Genomic DNA, 19,951 nt, shown 5'->3' on the forward strand with positions numbered 1-19,951 from the left:
GGAAGAAGGGATGTCCAGCCGTAAAGAGAGCTGGGATCCGCCCATGCCCTGCCCCCTTCCCACAAGGGGGAGGAAGCTTCCGCTGCGTTCGTTTTGATCGTCACAGGGCGCTCCCGGCGCGGCGGGGCTCGGCGGCGGCCAGCCACTCGGGAAGCGCGTGCGCCCATTCGGTGGAGTTTCCGGCGCCGAGGCAGATCACCATGTCGCCCGGGCGCCCGTGACGCCGGATTACGCCCACGAGCTCACGCGGGTCTTCGATGGTGGCGACTGCGGTGTGGCCCATGCCGCGGATGCCCTCGGCCAGCGAGAGCGGATCGATACCGTCGATGGGCTGCTCGCCCGCGCTGTAGAGCGGCGCGACGATCACGCTGTCAGCCGCGCGAAAGCAGGCTGAGAACTCACGGAAGAGATCACGCACGCGCGTGTAGCGATGAGGCTCCACGACGGCGATCACACGCCCGCGTGCACCGGCTCGCGCAGCTTCGAGGACGGCCGCGATCTCCGCTGGGTGATGCCCGTAGTCGTCGAAGATCTGCACGCCATTCCAGGTGCCGGTGAGCTGGAAACGGCGCTTGACGCCCGAGAAGCCCGCAAGGCCCGAGCGAATGACGTCGTCCGGGATACCCGCCTCTGCCGACACGGCGATAGCGGCGAGCGCATTCAGAGCGTTGTGCTGGCCCGGCATCGGAACGGTCCAGCCGCGGATGGCGCGGGCGCCCCCCTTCACGCGCGGGCCGAGGTCCGCATCGATCACGGTTCCACCGCCGTCGGCACGGACAGCGCGCAGCACGATGTCTGCGTCGTCACGTGTGCCGTAGGTGAGAAGCGGGCGGCCGTCGCGCTTCAATTCGAGGCGCTCCACCATCTCGCGCGCGACCGGATGATCGGTGCAGGTGACCGCGAGGCCATAGAAGGGGATGTTGCGGAAGAAGGCTTCGTACTCGCGGTGCATGTTCTCGACGGAGCCGAAGTAGTCGAGGTGCTCGGGATCGATGTTGGTCACGACGCCGATCTCGGTCGGGAGGCGCGTGAAGGTGCCGTCGCTTTCGTCGGCTTCGACGATCATCCAGCGGCCCTGGCCGAGGCGTGCGTTGGAGCCCCACGAGTTGATGATGCCGCCGGTGATCACGGTGGGATCCTGGCGCGCGTGCTCGAAGATGGTGCTGATCAGGGAAGTGGTGGTGGTCTTGCCGTGGGTACCGGTCACAGAGACAGTTGCGTAGAGGCGCATCAGCTCGGCCAGGATCTCGGCGCGGCGCACGATGGGCAGCCCCTTGGCGCGGGCCGCCTCGAACTCCGGATTGTTGCGCTTCACCGCCGTCGAGATCACGACCTGGCGGGCGCCGATAAGGTTCACCGCATCATGGCCAACGAACACGCGCACGCCTTTCGCGCGCAGGCGGCGGACATTGGCGGAATCCTTCTGGTCGCTGCCCTGGACGCTGTAGCCTTTGGCGAGCAGGATCTCGGCGATGGCGCTCATGCCGATGCCGCCGATACCGATGATGTGAAACGGCCCGATGTCACGGGGCATCTGCATGCGTGGTGTTCCTATTCCTGCCGCGCGGGGCGCCTCGGGGACACTATGTCCTGCCCTTGGCGCGCGTGAGTGTGACGTATCGTCAGAGTCACGACGTTCCCCCGTCTGCTCCGCGGCGTCTTCCGATCACGTCCCCGACCAGATCCGCGAGCAGGCCCACGGAGGACGCCTGCCCCTGGGCTTTGGCACTGGCGGCCGCACGCGAGAGAGTGTCGGGTGAATCGAACAGCCTTCCGAGTTCTGTCGCCAAACGCAGCGGCGTCAGATCCCTTTGCTCGATACACCAGCTGCCCCCCGATTCGGCAAGGTTCGTAGCGTTTGCAAGCTGATCACTGTCGAGAGAATGCGGCAAAGGTACGAGGATCGACGGGCGCCCGATGACTGCCAATTCGGCGACGGAGGAGGCGCCGGCGCGGGCGATCACCACGTGGCTATCGGCCATGATCTGCGGCAAGTTCTTGAAAAAAGTGGCGATCTCGGCGTCTATGCCGGCCGCGGCGGTTTCCGCCTTCACGGCGGCCACGTCCTCCTCGCGAGCCTGTTGAACGAGCTTCAGCCGTTGGCGGACGGAAAGGGGCAGCGTCGCCAGGGCCGGCGGCACGGCTTCGGAGAAGAAACGGGCACCCTGGCTTCCACCAAAGACGAGGAGGTGAATGGGGCCGTTCTGGTTCAGCGGCGGGTAGGGGGTCTTGGCCGCCTCGATGACCACGCCCCGCACGGGATTGCCGGTGAAGCGGGCCTTCTCCGCCAGTGCGCCCTCCAGGAACTTCGTCTTGCGGAACGAGGTGGCGACGGCGGCGGCGTGTTTCGCGAGCGCGCGGTTGGCGCGGCCCAGCACGGCGTTCTGCTCGTGAATGATCGACGGGACGCCGAGCATCCGGGCAGCCACCAGCGGGGGAATGGTGGGATAGCCGCCGAAGCCGACCACAGCCGCAGGCTTCACGGAACGAAGCAGCTTGTGCGCTTTGAGGATGCCGCGGGCCAGGGTGAAGCTCGCCCGGGCAAGCGCGATAGGGTTGCGCTTGCTGCCCGGCGTCGCCGCCGGAAGCTGATAGACGGAGCGCGCGGGGAAGCCGGTGCCGTAGCGGTCGCCGCGCATGTCCGTAACGAGGTCCACGGCAAATCCGCGCCGCCCCAGCTCCTCTGCCAGGGCATAGGCGGGAAACAAATGGCCGCCGGTTCCGCCAGCGGCAAGCAGGATGGTGGGGGGCTCACGCGTCACGTTCGTGTCTCGTTGTTGGGAGCGAGGCTCGGAAGGCTCGGCATCAATGGGGGCTTTTTGAGGCGGTCCGCATCCGGGCGGCGGCGGGTCAACGCCAGCAACATGCCGAGCGTCAGCGAAATGGCAAGCATGGAGGAGCCGCCCGCCGAAAGAAACGGCAACGTCATGCCCTTGGCAGGAAGCAGGCCGACGTTCACACCCATATTGATCAAGGCCTGAAGCCCGAACATCAGCGAGAGGCCGACGATGCCGAGGCGCGTGGCGGCGTCGGGCTCGCTCTCGGCGTGGCGGAGCGCGCGCAGGACGACGAAGGCGAAGAGACAGAGCAGCGCGAGGCAGGCGAGCGCCCCGTACTCCTCGGCCACGACGGCGAAAATGTAGTCCGTGTGCGCGTCCGGCAGAGAGGTCTTGATGGTGCCCTCGCCCGGGCCGCGCCCGAGAAAACCGCCTTCGACGAACGAGCGGATCGCGCGGTCTCCCTGGCTGAAATCTCCGGTCTGCGGATTGATGAAGCGGTCGATGCGGAAGGCGACGTGCGGAAAATAGATGTAGGCCCCGTAAAGCCCGACGGCGCCCGCGACGGCGACGACAGCGGCCCCTGTGGCGGCAAGGCCCGAGACGAACAGCATCGTCATCCAGACCATGGTGACGAGCATCGTCTGACCGACGTCAGGCTGGATAACGAGCAAGCCGGCAAAAATCGCAAACAGGCTCATGGCCAGCGTGAGGGCCGGCATGTCCGGGCGGCGGCGCGCCTCGGCGAGCAGCCAGCCGGATACGACCACGAACGCGGGCTTTGCGAACTCGGACGGCTGGATCGAATGGCCTTCGATGGACAGCCAGCGGCGAGCGCCGTTGATCTCCTCGCCCATGAAGTACACCGCGACGAGGCCGATCATCGAGGCTGCGAGCGTGAGGATGGCGAGGCGGCGAACGGCAGCAGGCCCCAGCAGCGAGACCGCAAGCATGATGACAATGCCCGCCAGCGAGAAGATGACGTGCCGCTCGACGAAGTAGTAAGGGGAGAGGCCCTTCTTCACCGCGACGGCGGGGCTCGCCGCGAGGGAGAGGACTACACCCGCGGCAACGATGATGAGGATCGCGTAGAGGAGCACGTGGTCGACGGTGAACCACCATTCCGCGAGCCGGCTTCTGTCGGCGCGCGAGAACTTCATCGGCCGTCTCGCTCGGCTGCGAGATGCGCGACGAGCTTCTTGAAGGCGTCGCCACGCACCTCGAAATTCTTGAACTGGTCGTAGGAGGCGCACGCGGGAGAGAGCAGCACGACGCTACCCGGCTTGCCTGCGGCGAGCGCATCGGATGCCGCATTGCGCACGGCGACGTCGAGCGTGCCGGAACGCTCGAACGGCACCGCATCCCCCAGCGTCGCCGCGAATTCCTCCGTCGCTTCGCCGATGAGGTAGGCCTTGGCGATGCGCGAAAAGTAGGGCGCGAGCGTCGTGATACCGCCGGCTTTCGGCTTACCGCCGAGGATCCAGTAGATGTTGCCTTCGAAGGAGGCGAGCGCCTTCTCGGTGCTGTCGGCGTTGGTGGCCTTGCTGTCGTTGATGAAATCGACGGGGCCGATCTTCTGCGCGACCTCCAGGCGATGCGGAAGGCCGGGGAAACTTCTGAGGGCCGCCTGAAGATCGCCCCCTGCGCGGAACTTCTCCGGGAGGGCCTCGACGGCGGCGATGGCGGCGGCGGCGTTTTGCCAGTTGTGGCTGCCGCGCAGCGTGGGGATACCCGCGAGGTTTGCGCGCTCGATCTCGCGCCCCTCTGCACCGCGTTCGAAAACGCGCGCGTCACGTGCATAGAGTCCGCGGTCGATTGCGCCGCGGATGGAGACGCGGCGGACGTTTGGCTTCGCTCCCGCCTCGAGGCTCTCTGCAATGCCTGCGCACCAGTCGTCGTCGATGCCGATCACGGCCGTGCCCTCAGCCTTGTCGACGAGGCGGCGCTTCACCTCGGCATAGTGCTCGACGGTGCCATGGCGGTCGATGTGGTCGGGCGTTACGTTGAGCAACACGGCGACCGTCGGCGCGGCACTTGGCGAAAGATCAATTTGGAAGCTCGACAGCTCCAGCACGTGAATTCGGTTGTCGGCCGGCGGCTCCAGCGTCAGCACGGCGCGGCCGATGTTGCCACCGAGTTGTACGTCGTTGCCGAACTCGCGAAGGATGTGGGCGATCAGCGCCGTGGTGGTGGATTTGCCGTTGGTGCCGGTGATGGCGATGACGGGAGCATCCGGCGCGCTCACAGTGCGCTCGCGGAAGAACAGCTCCACGTCGCCGATGATCTCGACGCCAGCCGCCTGCGCCTTCACGACTGTCCAGTGGGGCTCGGGATGCGTCAGCGGAACGCCCGGCGCGAGGACGAGCGCGGCGAACTCCCGCCAATTCACCTGCGTGAGATCGACGACGGGGCATCCCGCATCGGTTGCCGCCTTGCGGCCCGCCTCGCTGTCGTCCCATGCGGCGACGCGGGCGCCGCCTTCCATAAACGCGCGCACGGTCGCGAGCCCGGAAGCGCCGAGGCCGAAAACCGCAACCGTCCGGTCCTTGAAGGTCGTGATGCGAATCATGGGCTCAGGCTAATGCCTTTTCTCGCGCGATTGAATCGTGGCCGGCGCGCCGTTCGCCAAGCGTGGCCCGCTCAAGCGTCCGGAACTGCGTCTGAACCCCGGTCTCCGTCGGGGTGACGTTGCCTTATTTGCCGTTCGTCGAGACAAACAACCACCGTCATCCCGGCATCAGCGCAGCTTCAGGGTGGCGAGGCCGATCAGAGCCAGGATCACGGCGATGATCCAGAAGCGGACGACGACGGTGCTCTCGTGCCAGCCCTTCTGCTCGTAGTGGTGATGCAGCGGGGCCATGCGGAAGACGCGTTTTCCGGTAAGCTTGTACGAGGTCACCTGGATGATGACGGACAACGTCTCCAGTACGAACAGGCCGCCGACGATGGCGAGCACGACCTCGTGCTTGGTGGCGACCGCGATGGTGCCGAGCGCGCCGCCGAGCGCCAACGATCCCGTGTCGCCCATGAAGATCATGGCGGGTGGCGCGTTGAACCAGAGGAAGCCAAGACCAGCGCCGATCAGGGCGCCGCAGATGACGGCCAGTTCGCCGGTGCCCGCGACGTGGTGGATCTGCAGGTAGGAGGCGAACTTCACGTTGCCGATGAGATAAGCGATGAGGCCGAAGGTGGCCGCAGCGATCATGACGGGCACGATGGCGAGGCCGTCGAGGCCGTCCGTCAGGTTGACCGCATTGCCCGCGCCGACGATGACGATCATGCCGACGATGATGAAGAACGCGCCGAGATCGACGAGCGCCGTCTTGAAGAACGGGAGCGCGAGCTTGCCCGACAGCTCCTCCGTCGAGAGATCCATGATGATGTAGACCGCCAACGCGGCGACCGCGATCTCGAGACCCAGGCGCGCCCAGCCGCCGAAGCCGCTCGGCTGCTGCTTTGTGACTTTGAGATAGTCGTCGTAGAAGCCGATGCCGCCATAGGCGAGCGTGACCAGCAGCACGACCCAGACGTAGACGTTCGCGAGATCCGACCAGAGAAGCGTCGCGACGGTGACGCTAGCGAGGATCATGAGGCCGCCCATGGTGGGCGTACCCTTCTTCGAGAAATGCGACTTGGGGCCGTCCTCGCGGATTGGCTGGCCCTTGCCCTGCTTCAGGCGGAGCAGATCGATAATGCCGGGGCCAAAGAGAAGAACGAAGAGAAGCGCGGTGAAAATGGCGCCGCCGGTGCGGAAGGTGATGTAGCGGAAGACGTTCAATATGCCGATCTGATCGCTGAAGCTTACGAGCTCATACAGCATGGTCTTCCTTCCCCCTCGTTCCCAGCCCCGAACAGACCTATTTGGTGCCCAACAGTTTCACCAGTGCGTCCGCGACCGGACCCATGCGGCTGCCGTTCGATCCCTTGATCATGATCACGTCTCCCGGAGCGAGCGCGGCGATCAGCCGTTCTCTGAGCTCGCCGGATTCCGGCGCCCAGGCCCCCTGCCTCTCCGGTGCCAAGGCCGCGAAAAGATGCGCCATGTTCGGCCCACAGGCAAAAACCAGATCCGTACCGGCGGCGTCAACTGCTTCCTTGAGCCCGGCGTGGAGCGCTTTTTCCTCGGGGCCCAGCTCCAGCATGTCGCCCAGCACGGCGATGCGGCGCGGAAAAACGCCACGCGGCACGGTGCCGAGAACGGCAAGCGCCGCCCGCATGGAAGCAGGATTTGCGTTGTAGCTCTCGTCGATTAGCAGGATACGGCCATCCCGGAAGGGAAGCTCCGTCCGCGAGCCACGGCCGGGTGGTGGCGGCAGGGCGGCCAGCGCTTGGAGCGCTTCCTCCACGTCCGCTCCCGCGGCCTCTATAGCTGCCACGACGGCCAAGGCATTGCGGGCAATATGAATTCCCGGAATTGCGACCCGGAACCGGATGGTGCGACCCGCGACATCCATCTCGATCGAGGTTCCGTCGGAGGCGATTTCGAGCGTCTTGGGTCTCACGTCCGCGCGCGCGTCCTGGCCGAACGACACGATGCGCGCGCCGACGGCCTCCGCGTGACGGCGCAGCGTTTCGAAATGCGCGTTGTCGCGGTTGATGATGGCAACGCCGCCCGGCTCCAGTCCCAGAAAGATCTCGGCTTTTGCCTCGGCAATGGCTTCCACGCTCGGAAACTGCGCGAGGTGGACGGGCTCGACGGTGGTGACGATGGCGATGTGCGGGCGGGCGAGGCGCGTCAGCGGCGTGATCTCGCCTGCGTGGTTCATGCCGATCTCGATCACGCCGAAACGCGTGGACGCCGGCATCCGCGCAAGGGTGAGCGGCACGCCCCAATGGTTGTTGAAGGACTTATCGGCCGCGTGGGTAGAGCCGATGCGCGAAAGGCAGGCGCGCAGCATATCCTTGGTGCCGGTCTTTCCGACGCTGCCGGTCACGGCGATCACGCGCGCCTCGGGCGCGAGACGCGCACGCGCTGCGCGGCCGATGGCTTCGAGCCCCGCCACCGTGTCGCGCACGCGGATCAGCGGTCCGTCTCCCGGGCGCTCCTCGTAGGCCTCCGCCACCAGGGCCGCTGCGGCCCCCGCCTCGAAGGCTTTCGTCACGAACTCGTGCCCGTCGCGCTGATCCTTGAGCGCAACGAAGAGATCCCCCGGCGCGAGCGTCCGCGTATCGATCGACAGGCCCGTGATGGGAGCGCCGGTCGCGCGCTCGGCCCGGCCGGCAGTTGCGCGCACTAGGTCGTCAAAGGTCCAGAGAGGAAGTGACATCGAAGGGTCCCGTGCGTCCGGCCGGACGACTTTCTTGTTGTGCGACGGCAGGTTATCAATCGGCGAGGGCCGCGCGCAGGCAATCGTGATCCGAGAAGGGAATGACGGTCTGGCCTACGATCTGGCCGGTTTCGTGGCCTTTGCCGGCGACCAGCACCACATCACCAGGTTGCATGAGGCGGACAGCCGTGCGGATCGCCTCGGCGCGGTCGCCAACCTCCGTCGCCGACGGCGCGGCCGCCAGAATCTCGGCGCGGATCGCAGCCGGCTCCTCCGTTCGCGGATTGTCGTCCGTCACGATGGTGACGTCGGCGCGGGCGGCCGAGATGGCACCCATGATGGGACGCTTGCCGCGATCGCGATCCCCACCGCAGCCGAACACGCAGATGAGCTTTCCCGTCACGAATGGACGGACGCCGTCGAGAGCGGCTTCGAGCGCTTCCGGCTTGTGTGCGTAGTCGACTACGGCGAGCGCGCCGTTCTTCTCGCCCACGATCTCGAGCCGGCCCTTGACGCCGCTCAGCCCTTCGAGCGCGGGAATGACGACGGCGGGATCCTCTCCAACCGCGATGGCGAGCCCTGCCGCCACCAAAGCGTTCTCCACCTGATAGGTGCCGATCAGCGGAAGGCGCACGTCGTAAGTGCGGCCTGCGTGCCGGACGGTGAGCGTTTGGGCGAAGCCGTCCCGGCCGAGCTTTTCGAGACGCACGGTCTCGCCCTTTGCGCCGACTGTGACGAGCCGGAGGCCCCGCTTTTCTGCCGCGCGCACCACGTCGCCTGCGCGTGCACCATCGGCGTTGACGACGGCGGGCGCGCCGGGTGGCAGCAACTCCTCGAACAGGCGCAGCTTGGCCGCGAGATACGCTTCGGTCGTCGGATGATAATCGAGGTGATCGCGACCGAGGTTGGTGAAGGCCCCGGCCGAGACCTTCACGCCATCCAGACGGTACTGGTCGAGGCCATGAGAGGAGGCTTCGAACGCGAGGTGCGAGATGCCTTCGGCCGCGAGAGCGGCGAGCGTCTCGTGCAGCGTGACCGGGTCGGGGGTCGTGAGCGAGCCGTAGACCGCGCCATCCGGTTTCACGAGACCGATGGTGCCGAGCGAGGCAGCACGCCGTCCAGCGGCCGCGAAAAGCTGACGCGTGAACTCGGCGACCGAGGTCTTTCCGCTGGTGCCGGTGACCGCGACGGCCACCTCGGGCTGGCGTGCGTAGAACGCTGCGGCCATCAGCGCGAGCGCGCGGCGCGGCTCGGGCGCGCGAAGCACGGGAATCGCGAGGCCGTCCGGGACGCTGGCCGTCTCCGCCGCGAGAACCGCGACGGCGCCTTTGACGGCCGCATCGGCGATGAATTTCGCGCCATCGGCCTTGCTGCCGGAGAGGGCTGCGAACAGCACTCCCGGCGCGGCTTTGCGGCTGTCGGCGGTGATGCCGGTCACGTCGATACCTGCGCTGCCCGGAGGAGCGGCGGTGATACCGGCGGCTGTCATAAGCGAGGATAGAAGCATGTCGTCTCTGCCGGAGCGGAAGACCTCGATGCTTCTAGAGTCCGCCGGGCGGCACGTCAAACGCGGCGCAGGTGGTTGTCGAACTCAGTCCCGGTAAAGCTCAGCATATCCGGGGCGCGCGCGCCGTCGTGCTCGAAGCGGACGACGCCGTGGCCGGAGCTCATGACGAACTCCGAGCCGCCGCTCTCCGCAATGCCGCAGCCATCCTCGATCTTGACCTCGTGCACGATCCGCCCGGTCTCGGTGTCGGCGTAGACGATGCGGCCGGCACGCGGCGCGGATGCCGCGAGGTAGCGCCCGTCCGCGCTCATGGCGACGGAGCCGATGTAGCCCTTGAGCGAAACGCCCATGGGGTCGGCGGGCTCTATGATGGAGATGGACTTGTCGAGAGACGCACGGCCGATCAGCTCGGGGCTGTCTTCCAGGCCGCCTTGCCATTGACCGCCGAACCAGACTTCACCCTTCGCGTTGGCGGCGAGGTGGCGCACCGACAGCATGTTGATCTCGGGCGGCAACCCGTGGCTCGCCTTGAGAGAGCCGGTCGCCAGATCGACGAAGGCCATGTTGGGTTCCATGCCCGCAAGGTCGATGCTCTCGCGGCCGGTCGCGGGATCGCTGCCGAAACCGCCGTTGGCGACGACCATGGTCTTGCCGTCGGCGAGCATGATCGCCTCGTGAGGGCCGACGCCATAGGACGGGAACTCGCCGATCCGGCGCCATCCGCCCGACGTGTCGTAAATGCCGATCACGCCTTCGCCGCTCTCGACGTTGTGTTCGCTCGTGTAGAGGAGGCGCCCGTCCTGCGAGAAGAAACCGTGGCCGTAGAAGTGACGGTCGGCGGGCGGGGCGAATACCTCGGGCTCGCGGCGTCCGTCCAGATCGAAGGCGAGCGCGAAAAAGCCGGGCCTGCGGCCGAACACGACGGCGCGGCGCGAGGCGTGCTCAATGGCGACGTCGTGGCCACGCGCCGACAAAGGAATCTCTCGCAGGATTTTTCCGTTGGCGGCGATGAGAAGCACGGCGTAGGTGCCATCGGGACGACGCGCGGCGGAGGCGTAAGCCGCTTCGGTGGCGGCAGCGCCCGCCAATCCTTCCGCCGCGAGTGCGCTTCGAGCAGCGCCCAGCGCCACCAACGATCCGATCAGGAAATGGCGGCGGTCAATCGCCATCGAGTTCGTTGAACCCCAGTACGATTTCAGCATTGGGCGCCAGCTCCTTCACGATGATCAGGCGGATGCCGGAAAGATCGAACCTCATCTTCCTCAAGGCGTGAAGATGGGCTTCCGATCCCCGCTCCGTCGCCCGCAGCTTGTCGAGCCGCGCGGCGTCCGCGAGCAGGCTCTTCCACGCCTTTGGCAGGAAGTCCGTCATCCATGGCTTGTCGGCCGGAACGTATGCTGAAAGCCCGGTCGTCTCGAACAGATCCCTCAAGGCGACGAGCGAGGAGGTGAGGAACTCGCCCGTCAGCTCCGCGCGCTCAAAGGGAAGGCGCACGCGCTTCGGCGGCGTTTCGTCGAGGGCCGTGAGCTCTGGCGTGACGAAGCGGTTCTTGCAGAGATCGAGCCCAGTCGCGATGGCCTTCACCACGTCGCGCACCGTCTCCGACGCATCCTGATAGAGCGCATTGTCCGAGCCTGGCGTAAGGATCTTGAGGCGGAAACTGTCCTCACCGGTCCAGCCTGTGCTGATCTCGCTTGCGACCGTATCGATATTGGCCGCTATGGCGCTTGCCAGCGCGCAGCGGTACCGGGCGGTTTCCTCCGTCGAGGCGCCAAGCGGCGCCTTTTCGTCGAACAGAAGAACCTCGAGCGCGGTGAGCCCCTGCACGGCGACGCTCTGCTTGGCGAGAGCGCCCGCCTCGAGCAGCTCGGGCTTGCGCGCTGCGAGAAGGCCATTCAACTGGCGGGAGGTGGTGGCACGCGGGTCCGGCCAGAAAAGTACACGCTCGAGCCGGTGATTGCGGGAGACGGGCCCGAACCGGATGAAGTCCAGGCTTCCCCAGGCGCGCACCGTGTCGGCGAAGGAGGCAACGGCCGCGCGGCGCGTGGCGTCGTCGGCGCCCTCCTTGCAGACAGCTTGAAGAGCGGCGTTCATGCGCGCCGTCTTCTGCGTCAGGGTCTGGATGTGGGGCACGATGAACTGGTCGACCGCGTCGAGCACCATGGTGGCGTGGCTCTTGCGGATGGGGAGGGCTGCGGCTGGAGCCGCGGCTAGCCCTACGACAAAGGCTCCCATGGCCGCGGCCAGGGACATTCTCAACAACCGGTTAGAGATCACGAAGCAGCTCCTCGGGGCCGAAAGGCCGCCCGATATTTATTCCGGAGCGTTGGGGAGCGGAAGGGCCTCGCGTGTCCGGTTCCCGTGAGGTGCGGAAGATGTACCGCGCCTCAATCGCAGGATTCAAACTCCTCCTCGAGGGGAGCGGGCGTCAACTGGCTGCGGCGCTGCTGCTGCATGCGCATCAGGCGCTCGCGTGTGGAGAAGCTGCGGTAGGGACAGACAAGCCCCCTGCGCTCCAGGTTCTCGACCTTGGCGTAGATCACGTCCACGGCCAGGGGAGCGCACCCGCAGCACTGCATACGCTTCTGCATGTAACGGTATACGACGCCGGGCGTCGGGATCGGCGCTTCGGGCTGGTTCAGGATATCCAGGAGTGCAAGCTCGATGTCGTGGTCGGAGACTTGCTGGCAGGAACAAACGATCATGAGCGTATACCTGCCTGCTTATTGTCTCGGCGCGGCGTGGGACGCCGACGCATATGCCGCTGCGTTCACGATCAGGCCCGGAGACAGCACCTGATCGAGCCCGCGCATGGTGACCGCGAAGCTCTCGGCGTGATGGACGACCTCGTCGATCAGCGAGCTTTCGATGAGAGCGAAGGCGCACGCGCGCATGGCCGGGCAGGTGTTGTGCTGGCAGGCGGCGATCATGGAGACCGCGAGGCACTCGTCGCGGCAGAAGCCCGCGCAATCCCCCGAGCACACCTCGATCTCACGGCGGGCTGCCGCGCTCACCGCGCGCACCCAGGCCGACAATTCGGAAACAGCCGTGCGGGCTGCGTTCGGCCCCAGCGCCTTGGCGTAGATGCGCCAGGCTTCCTCCCAGCGATCGATGTCGCCGGATTTGTAGCCCGCCACCCAATAGCGGAAGCCGAGGCCGATCAAACGCTCGGCGCCGCGCTCACCGGCGAGGGTGTGCGGAACGGGCGTCGTAACAGGAAGGCGGCGGAGATTGAGATTAGTGCGCTTCATGACAGCCCTCCCCTGCGGAGGCCGAAATCACGGCGCTGATCGAGAAACGTGAACTGTGCGAGCTTGTTAGCTGCCGCGTCACTGGCGCGTGCATAGCGCAGGCGCACACCACCCATTGCGGGCGAGGTTCGAAAACCATCGATCGGACCTTCCTATTGTCGGGGTTCAAGGCCCCGAAAAGGACATCTTAAGTTGGCTGCTCAGTCGCAACCTTGCGCCTAAGCAACCTCTTTCGGCCGATCGAGTCAAGTGTGCTGATGACACATTACATGACTGGAATCATTCAAAACTTTGTTTTGAAGAGTTCCAAAGTAGACAAACTGTCGGAGGGTCAGCCGTGGCCGGGATGCTGGCGGCGCGCCGCGCTGCCCGCGATGGTCGCAGGCTTGGTGGTGCGACGGGGAAGCTTCGGCTTCGCGCGCCCAGGGGCCGCCTCTTTCCGCTGAACCTTGATCATCTGCTCCAAGGTGTGCTCGTCCAGTACGCTGATAAAAGCGCCGAGCGCGTTGTCGAACAGCTCGTCGAGCGCTGCGAGCTGGCCCTGTGTGCCGCTCCGCTCACTCTCGTCGTTCTCGATCTCGAGATTGAGGATCTCCATCGCGCGGACCACATCACCGATCCGGATCTCCGATGCCGGACGTGCCAATCGCACACCACCATGTCTCCCGCGAACTGCCTGAATAAATCCCGCGCGAGATAGGAGATGTACGATCTTGAAGGTGTTCTGGAGCGTGATGTCCCGCCGCTCGGAAATTTCCGCGACTTTCACGAGGTTCGGCTGGGCAACGGCACAATCGAGTAGAATCCGAATCGCGTAGTTGGTTGTTTTGCTGAGGCGCATTGTCTGTCCAGTTTCTCCGCCCGCGACCCACCCCACCGGGGACTCGGTTCAGTTGGTATCCTAAACTCAATCTAGACTAATTCCAAACTACTACGCATATCAAACGGAAATCTGATCCAAATCGGAAACAATCTTGCGGCGCCCCCACACGCAACGATCTACTTATGATAGTTTCCTTACGTATTCTTGACTGTTTGCGTCAATAAGTCTAGTCGGTTTGAGGTGGCTTGCCAACCTCAGGAGGCACTTCTTGTCCCACGTGATCCGCACCGCGCGCTTTTTGCCGCTTTTTGCCGCCGCGACAGCGTCCCTTGCGCTGTTTCCGCTGCCATCCCGCGCCGATGCGCCTGCCGTTAAGGACGTGCTGACGACGTATGCCAACATCGCCCAGGCCGGATACGAGGACAGCCTAAAGGCAGCGCGTCAGCTCAAGACCTCCGTCGATGCCCTGATCAAGGCCCCGACCGAAGAGACGCTGGCCGCAGCGCGCGCTTCGTGGGTCGCCGCGCGTGTTCCCTACATGCAAACGGAAGCCTTCCGCTTCGGCAATCCGATCGTCGACGACTGGGAGGGCAAGGTGAATTCCTGGCCGCTCGACGAAGGCCTCATCGACTACGTCGCTGAATCCTATGGCAGCGAGAACCCGGAGAACGAATTCTACGCCGCCGACGTGATCGCGAACACCTCGCTCAAGATCGCTGGCAAGACGGTGGACACGACCAAGATCACGCCGGAGCTCATTCGCGAAACTCTGCACGAGGCGGGTGGCGTGGAAGCCAACGTGGCGAGCGGCTATCACGCCGTCGAATTCCTGCTCTGGGGCCAGGATCTCAACGGCACGGAAGCGGGCGCAGGCAAGCGTCCGGCCACGGACTATGATCTCAAGGCCTGCACCGGTGGCAACTGCGACCGGCGCGCGGCCTATCTCTCGACCGTCACCGACATGCTGGTCGAGGACCTGGAGTGGATGGCCAAGCAGTGGGCTCCCAACGGGGACGCGCGCAAGTTCGCCACCGAGAACGAGAAGCAGGGCCTCACCGCCGTCTTTACCGGCCTCGGCAGCCTTTCGTACGGCGAGCTGGCGGGCGAGCGCATGAAGCTCGGCCTCATGATCCACGACCCGGAAGAGGAGCATGATTGCTTCTCGGACAATACGCACGCGTCTCACTACGGCGACGCGTTGGGCATCAGGAATGTCTATCTCGCGAGCTACACGCGCACCGACGGAAGCGTTGTTTCCGGCCCCAGCGTCTCCGATCTGGTCAAGGCCAAATCGCCCGAGACGGACAAGCAGGTCCGCGCCGCGCTCGACAAGACGCTGGCGAAGATGACGGCGCTCGTGGATCGCGCTAAGAAGGTCGAGGCTTACGACCAGATGATCGGCCTCGACAATGCAGAGGGGAACGCGACCGTGCAGGCTGCCATTGATGCGCTGATCGCGCAGGCGAAGGAGTTCGAGCGTGCGATTGCGGCCCTCGATCTGAAGGATATCAAGTTCGAGGGCTCCGACAGCCTCGACAATCCGGATAAGGTGGAAGAGGCAAAATAGAGCGCGGGAAAGCCTGCCCTCACTCTATCGTTGATTTTTGGAATGTTCGGCCGTTGGGCATGGGGGGGCGTCTATGAAGGTTCGGTTCGGTACAGGGATTGTTGCTTGCAGCTTTGCCGCGGCCGTGCTGTCCTCGACTTCGAACGTGCGCGCTGCTGATCTCGGGGGAGATTGCTGCGCGGACCTCGAGGAGCGCATTGCGGAGCTCGAGGCGACGACCGCCCGCAAGGGCAACCGCAAAGTTTCGCTTACAGTCGCGGGCCAGGTGAACCGCGCCATCCTCCTGTGGGATGACGGCGTCGAAGACAACGCTTACGTGGTCGGCAACAAGAACGACCAGAGCAATTTCAGCTTCACCGGCGAAGCAGGGATCACCAAGGGATGGAAGGCGGGCTACGAACTCACCGTCCGCTTGCTCGACAATCTTTCGGACGCCGTCTCCCAGGACGACGACAACGGCGATCAGGGCTTCTTCGTCTGGCAATCGCACTGGTGGGTCGAAAGCGAGAAGCTCGGCAAATTCTCCATGGGTCTCGCTTCGCGCGTGAGCGATACGGCGCCCGAGACCGACCTTTCGGAAGCTGGCGTTGCGGGCTACGCGGGCGTGCAGGACATCGGCGGCGGCTTCGCCTTGAGGCTGCGTGACGGCAGCCTCGCTCCGATCGGCTGGGGCGACGTCTACAATCACTTCAACGGCGATACAGCCAACATCGTGCGTTACGACACGCCGGAGATCGCAGGTTTCGTGGCCTCGGCGAGCTGGGGAGAGGACGACGTCTGGGATGTGGGCCTGCGCTATGCGGGCGAAGGCGGCGGCTTCAAGCTCGAGGGCGCCATCGCCTATACGGAGCTAACGGACGGCACGGACGAGGTCATCGGAAATACGCTGGGCCTCGACCAGTCGACGCTCGTGGGCTCGGTGTCTCTGCTGCACGAGGTAACCGGCCTCAACCTCACGTTCGCAGCTGGCTGGCGCGAGTGGAATCAGGCTGCGACCGACGTCGACGGCGCCACGCGCACGCCAGAGGACACCAGCTTCATCTATACTAAGCTCGGCTGGATCGCGAAGCTCAACCCGCTCGGTCCCACCGCCTTCTACGGCGAGTACGGCTGGTTCAAGGATTTCGTGAGCGTGACGGATGATCCCACCGTGCTCAATGCTTTCAACGTCACCGGAACGGCGACGCGGATCGCGGGCAACGAGGCCGAAGTGTGGGGCGCCGGCGTGGTGCAGCACATCGAGTCGGCCGAAATGCAGATCTATCTCGGCTACCGCCACCACACCGCCGATTTCGAGCTGGTGGATGCGGCGGGCAACCGGGTTGCTTCGGAAGGCGTCGAGGACTTCGACACCGTGATCAGCGGCGCCAAGATCGCATTCTAGATCGCGATTGATTGAATGCAGTGGGGGTTCCGGCGCATGGGCCGCCGCGCCGTATTTGCATCGCCGCTTTGATTCCGGTTAAGGCCGGCCGCGCGGAGATGCCCTGAGATGCCTTGGCGCCTCGTGGCGCGGACGATGCTTTATGGGCTCGTGAAACTACTCCCAAAGGTCACCATTGCCGAGGGATCGTACCGGTGCTGAAAATCGGCCGTCCCTTCTCTATACGTTCGCATGCCGCATGGTCCGAAGCGGGCCGGTGTGCACTTGTCCTCCTGCGAGGCGGGGCCTCTCTCGCCACCAATCGGAGAAGAAGTCGAAAAGGTTTCTGATGCCACGCGCGCTTGGACAGACGGTCTCGACGGTTGCCTTTGCCGCTTTCGTTCCCCTGATCGGCGGAGCAGTCTCTCTCTTGGGCGGGAGCGGCGCGGCCGCCCCTGCGGTCACGGTTCCGGCAGGGATAGAGGTTGGAGAAGAACGCCCGGGCGGCAGTGCCACCTCGCGCGAAAGCGTCACGAACCGCGATGCGTTCTCCCATTTCTCGCACGGCATCGGCTTCGAAGGCGAAGCGCGGTTCAAGGTCGGCAACGCCATCTTCCGCAAGCTTTGGGTCGCTGCCCCCTCGTCCACGCAAGCGTCCGACGGGCTCGGCCCACTCTACAATGCGCGCGGCTGCCAGAACTGCCATCTCAAGGACGGGCGCGGGCGTCCGCCGCTGGCCAATTTTCCGGACGAGACCGCCATCTCGATGTTCCTCAGGCTTTCCATTCCGCCCGAGACGGAAGAGCAGAAGCGTCTTCTCGCCGAGCGCAAAGCCACGACCATTCCGGATCCTGTCTATGGCGGGCAACTGCAGAACATCGCCATTCAAGGGCACGATGGCGAAGGACAGATGCACATTACCTACACGGATGTGCCCGTGACGCTGGCCGGCGGCCAGGTGGTCACGCTGAGGCGGCCGTCGTACTCGGTGATCAATCTCGCCTACGGACCCCTGCATCCCAAGGTGATGCTCTCACCGCGCATTGCACCGCCAATGATCGGGCTCGGCCTCGTCGAGGCCATTCCGGAAGCGGACATCCGCGCCAACGCCGATCCCGACGACGCCAACAAAGACGGAATTTCCGGCCGCACCAACGAGGTCTGGTCCATGTCTTCTCAGAGCGTGAAGCTCGGCCGCTTCGGCTGGAAGGCGGGCGAGCCGAGCGTTCTCGATCAGAGCGCGGCCGCGGCGGCTGGCGATATCGGGCTTTCCAATCCGCTGATGCCCTTCCCCTCGGGAGATTGCACGGCCGCGCAGAAGACCTGCATCGACGCTCCCAACGGCAATTCCGAGCGCGCAGGCGGCTTGGAGCTCAGCAAAGAGTTGCTCGACCTCGTGACCTTCTATTCGCAGAACCTCGCGGTGCCATCGCGGCGCGACGCGGGCGATGACGCGGTGCTCAACGGCAAGGGGCTTTTCTACAAGGTCGGCTGCGCCGCCTGCCACATGCCCTCCTTTACGACAGGCGTCGTGGACGGACAGCCACATCTGAGCAAACAGCTGATATGGCCCTACAGCGACTTCCTGCTGCACGACATGGGCGAGGGACTTGCCGACGGGCGTCCCGAAGGCGAAGCCAGTGGGCAGGAGTGGCGGACAGCGCCGCTCTGGGGTGTCGGCCTCACGGAGGTGGTGAGCGGCCATACCTTCCTGTTGCACGACGGGCGCGCGCGCAATGTGGAGGAAGCCATCCTGTGGCACGGTGGCGAAGCGCAGGCGGCGCGGGACGGCTATGCGCAGCTCAGCGCGGAGGAGCGCGCGGCGCTGCTCAAGTTCGTCAACTCTCTCTAAGGTTCTGCCGCGGGACGACGACGCGCTGCTCAGGCATCGTCCTCGGCCTGCTTCCAGCCGTAGAGCCAGTCGTAGCGGCGCATGAACGTCTCCGGCGGGATGTGCGCCAGGGTGAGGTTGCGCGCCTTCGCCATGAAGCCAGCCAGATGATAGATGCGTCCGTTGGTTCGTGACGCCTCGGCTACGCGCCGGACGCGTCCCGCACGCGCGCGCTCGTAAGCCTTAAAGGCATGTGCCGGGCGGTCGGGCTCATGAGCCAGCGCATCGGCAATGACGACGGCGTCCTCGAGCGCCATGACGCCGCCTTGCGCGAGAAACGGAAACACGGGATGAGCCGCGTCGCCGATAAGCGCCATGCGGCCGGCTGAGAAGCGCGGCGGCTTTTCAAGTCCCAGCAAAGACCATCGGCGCCAATGGCCGGGCTTGCCCAGGAGATCGCGCAGGAGCGGTGCGAAGCCAGCCGTCCGCGCCGCGACCCACTCGCGATCGCAGGGCGTGCTCCAGTCACCCGATACGGCCTGATCGTCGAAGATCGCAACCAGCGCCATGGCATATCCGGCACTGACGGGATAGTGCACGACATGCACATTGTGCCCGAGCCAGAGGTGCACCTCCGTCCGGCGGAGCGCTTCGGGGACCTCCTCAATCGGGATCACGACCCGCACGGCGCTCTTGCCCGTGTACTGCGGCATGCCGCCGGAGAACAGCCGTCCGCGCAGCGCCGACCATGCGCCATCGGCGGCGATCAGCAAGTTGCCGCGGAAAGTTTCCCCCCTGACGCACACGGCCACCACCTCGTCCGCCTCCTCGTGGGCCGAGGTAACCTCGATGTTCTTTCTCAACTGGATATGCGGCTCGCGCTCGACCGCGGACAGGAGCGCCGCGTGCAGGTCGCGGCGGTGGGCAACCCAATAGGGAGCCCCGTGGCGTTGAGCGATCCATTCGCCGAGAGGAAACCTCGCGAGTTGCTCGCCCGTCACCGAATCGAGAATGCGGAGCGCGTCGGGTACCGTGACGTGCCCCCTCAGAAAGCTGGCAGCACCCAGCTGCTCCAGGATGCGTGTTCCATTGGGGCCGAGCTGGATGCCCGCGCCGTCATCGCCGAAAGCCGGGCGGCGCTCCAGCACCTCCGAGCAGATACCGCGCTTGGCCAGCGCAAGCGCCGTGGCGAGCCCGCCAATCCCTCCGCCCGCGATCAGAACGTTCTCGAGTGGCGTCGCTGCCATTGCTGGTTGCCGGTCACCGGCCCCTGCCGCGCACCTTACGCGGCCAGATCGCCTGCCAGCGTGACGAGGCAATCCTTCGGATCGCTCTCATCCTCGGCAAGGCGGGGATCGTGCACATAGAGGGTGGAGCAGTAGGGGCAAAGGATCTGGCTGTCGGCCCCCATGTCCAGAAAGACGTGGGGGTGGTCGAAGGGCGGCCGTGCGCCCATGCATTGCAGCTCCCTGACACCGACGAAGATTTTTTCGGCGCCGAGATCGTTGGCAAAGTGGGGCGTCGCGCTCTTGGCCATGGTCTTACTTCATCCCGCTTGTTCGTGA

At 65.3% G+C, this 19,951-nt stretch carries 17 protein-coding genes; 3 read left to right on the forward strand and 14 right to left on the reverse strand.

From position 1 onward, the window contains the following. Positions 1-100 precede the first annotated feature (100 nt). From murC to PE058_RS18505, 12 genes are all read right to left on the reverse strand, one after another. Positions 101-1,540, reverse strand: coding sequence for a UDP-N-acetylmuramate--L-alanine ligase (gene murC / locus PE058_RS18450; RefSeq protein ID WP_271029040.1), 1,440 nt, complete (start codon positions 1,538-1,540; stop codon positions 101-103). Positions 1,541-1,628: 88 nt separating this feature from the next. Next, on the reverse strand, positions 1,629-2,762 hold the full coding sequence (murG, locus tag PE058_RS18455; protein WP_271029041.1) for an undecaprenyldiphospho-muramoylpentapeptide beta-N-acetylglucosaminyltransferase: 1,134 nt from the start codon (positions 2,760-2,762) through the stop codon (positions 1,629-1,631). Continuing rightward, a complete protein-coding gene (locus PE058_RS18460) occupies positions 2,759-3,937 on the reverse strand; it encodes an FtsW/RodA/SpoVE family cell cycle protein (RefSeq protein WP_020085024.1) in 1,179 nt (392 codons plus the stop codon). The genes murG and PE058_RS18460 overlap by 4 nt, the downstream gene beginning before the upstream one ends. Beyond that, a complete protein-coding gene (gene murD / locus PE058_RS18465; RefSeq protein WP_271029042.1) occupies positions 3,934-5,346 on the reverse strand; it encodes a UDP-N-acetylmuramoyl-L-alanine--D-glutamate ligase in 1,413 nt (470 codons plus the stop codon). The genes PE058_RS18460 and murD overlap by 4 nt, the downstream gene beginning before the upstream one ends. Positions 5,347-5,514: 168 nt before the next feature. Then, positions 5,515-6,597 carry a phospho-N-acetylmuramoyl-pentapeptide-transferase gene (mraY, locus tag PE058_RS18470; RefSeq protein WP_020085022.1) on the reverse strand — a complete coding sequence of 361 codons (1,083 nt, stop codon included), beginning with the start codon at positions 6,595-6,597 and terminating at the stop codon, positions 5,515-5,517. A 37-nt stretch (positions 6,598-6,634) separates the two neighbouring features. Beyond that, on the reverse strand, positions 6,635-8,044 hold the full coding sequence (locus tag PE058_RS18475) for a UDP-N-acetylmuramoylalanyl-D-glutamyl-2,6-diaminopimelate--D-alanyl-D-alanine ligase (RefSeq protein WP_020085021.1): 1,410 nt from the start codon (positions 8,042-8,044) through the stop codon (positions 6,635-6,637). Between the two features lie 55 nt (positions 8,045-8,099). After that, positions 8,100-9,551: a UDP-N-acetylmuramoyl-L-alanyl-D-glutamate--2,6-diaminopimelate ligase gene (locus PE058_RS18480; RefSeq protein ID WP_271029043.1), complete on the reverse strand. Its 1,452-nt coding sequence runs from the start codon at positions 9,549-9,551 to the stop codon at positions 8,100-8,102. 56 nt (positions 9,552-9,607) lie between these two features. After that, the gene (locus PE058_RS18485) at positions 9,608-10,753 is read right to left on the reverse strand and encodes a DUF1513 domain-containing protein (protein ID WP_271029044.1); all 1,146 of its coding nucleotides are present in this window, start codon (positions 10,751-10,753) and stop codon (positions 9,608-9,610) included. Further along, complete coding sequence (locus PE058_RS18490) at positions 10,710-11,804, reverse strand: imelysin family protein (RefSeq protein ID WP_083929093.1); 1,095 nt, start codon at positions 11,802-11,804, stop codon at positions 10,710-10,712. The genes PE058_RS18485 and PE058_RS18490 overlap by 44 nt, the downstream gene beginning before the upstream one ends. Positions 11,805-11,938: 134 nt before the next feature. Next, complete coding sequence (locus tag PE058_RS18495) at positions 11,939-12,256, reverse strand: (2Fe-2S)-binding protein (protein WP_020085016.1); 318 nt, start codon at positions 12,254-12,256, stop codon at positions 11,939-11,941. Between the two features lie 18 nt (positions 12,257-12,274). Then, entirely contained in the window at positions 12,275-12,802 is a 528-nt protein-coding gene (locus PE058_RS18500; protein WP_020085015.1) for a hypothetical protein, read from the reverse strand. A gap of 331 nt (positions 12,803-13,133) precedes the next feature. After that, entirely contained in the window at positions 13,134-13,643 is a 510-nt protein-coding gene (locus tag PE058_RS18505) for an RrF2 family transcriptional regulator (RefSeq protein ID WP_083929092.1), read from the reverse strand. A gap of 250 nt (positions 13,644-13,893) precedes the next feature. On the opposite strand from PE058_RS18505, the gene PE058_RS18510 reads away from it, so the two are divergent. The 3 genes from PE058_RS18510 (at position 13,894) to PE058_RS18520 (ending at position 18,407) form a co-directional block, all read left to right on the forward strand. Continuing rightward, positions 13,894-15,192: an imelysin family protein gene (locus PE058_RS18510; RefSeq protein ID WP_020085012.1), complete on the forward strand. Its 1,299-nt coding sequence runs from the start codon at positions 13,894-13,896 to the stop codon at positions 15,190-15,192. Positions 15,193-15,265: 73 nt separating this feature from the next. Further along, complete coding sequence (locus PE058_RS18515) at positions 15,266-16,576, forward strand: hypothetical protein (protein ID WP_271029045.1); 1,311 nt, start codon at positions 15,266-15,268, stop codon at positions 16,574-16,576. A 328-nt stretch (positions 16,577-16,904) separates the two neighbouring features. After that, a complete protein-coding gene (locus PE058_RS18520; RefSeq protein WP_020085010.1) occupies positions 16,905-18,407 on the forward strand; it encodes a di-heme oxidoreductase family protein in 1,503 nt (500 codons plus the stop codon). A gap of 29 nt (positions 18,408-18,436) precedes the next feature. On the opposite strand, the gene PE058_RS18525 is transcribed toward PE058_RS18520, so the two are convergent. Then, complete coding sequence (locus tag PE058_RS18525; RefSeq protein WP_020085009.1) at positions 18,437-19,633, reverse strand: FAD-dependent monooxygenase; 1,197 nt, start codon at positions 19,631-19,633, stop codon at positions 18,437-18,439. Positions 19,634-19,668: 35 nt separating this feature from the next. Further along, positions 19,669-19,923: a zinc-finger domain-containing protein gene (locus PE058_RS18530; protein WP_020085008.1), complete on the reverse strand. Its 255-nt coding sequence runs from the start codon at positions 19,921-19,923 to the stop codon at positions 19,669-19,671. Between the last annotated feature and the right edge of the window lie 28 nt (positions 19,924-19,951).

The organism is Hyphomicrobium sp. DMF-1 (assembly GCF_027886585.1).
Lineage (GTDB): Bacteria > Pseudomonadota > Alphaproteobacteria > Rhizobiales > Hyphomicrobiaceae > Hyphomicrobium_C > Hyphomicrobium_C zavarzinii.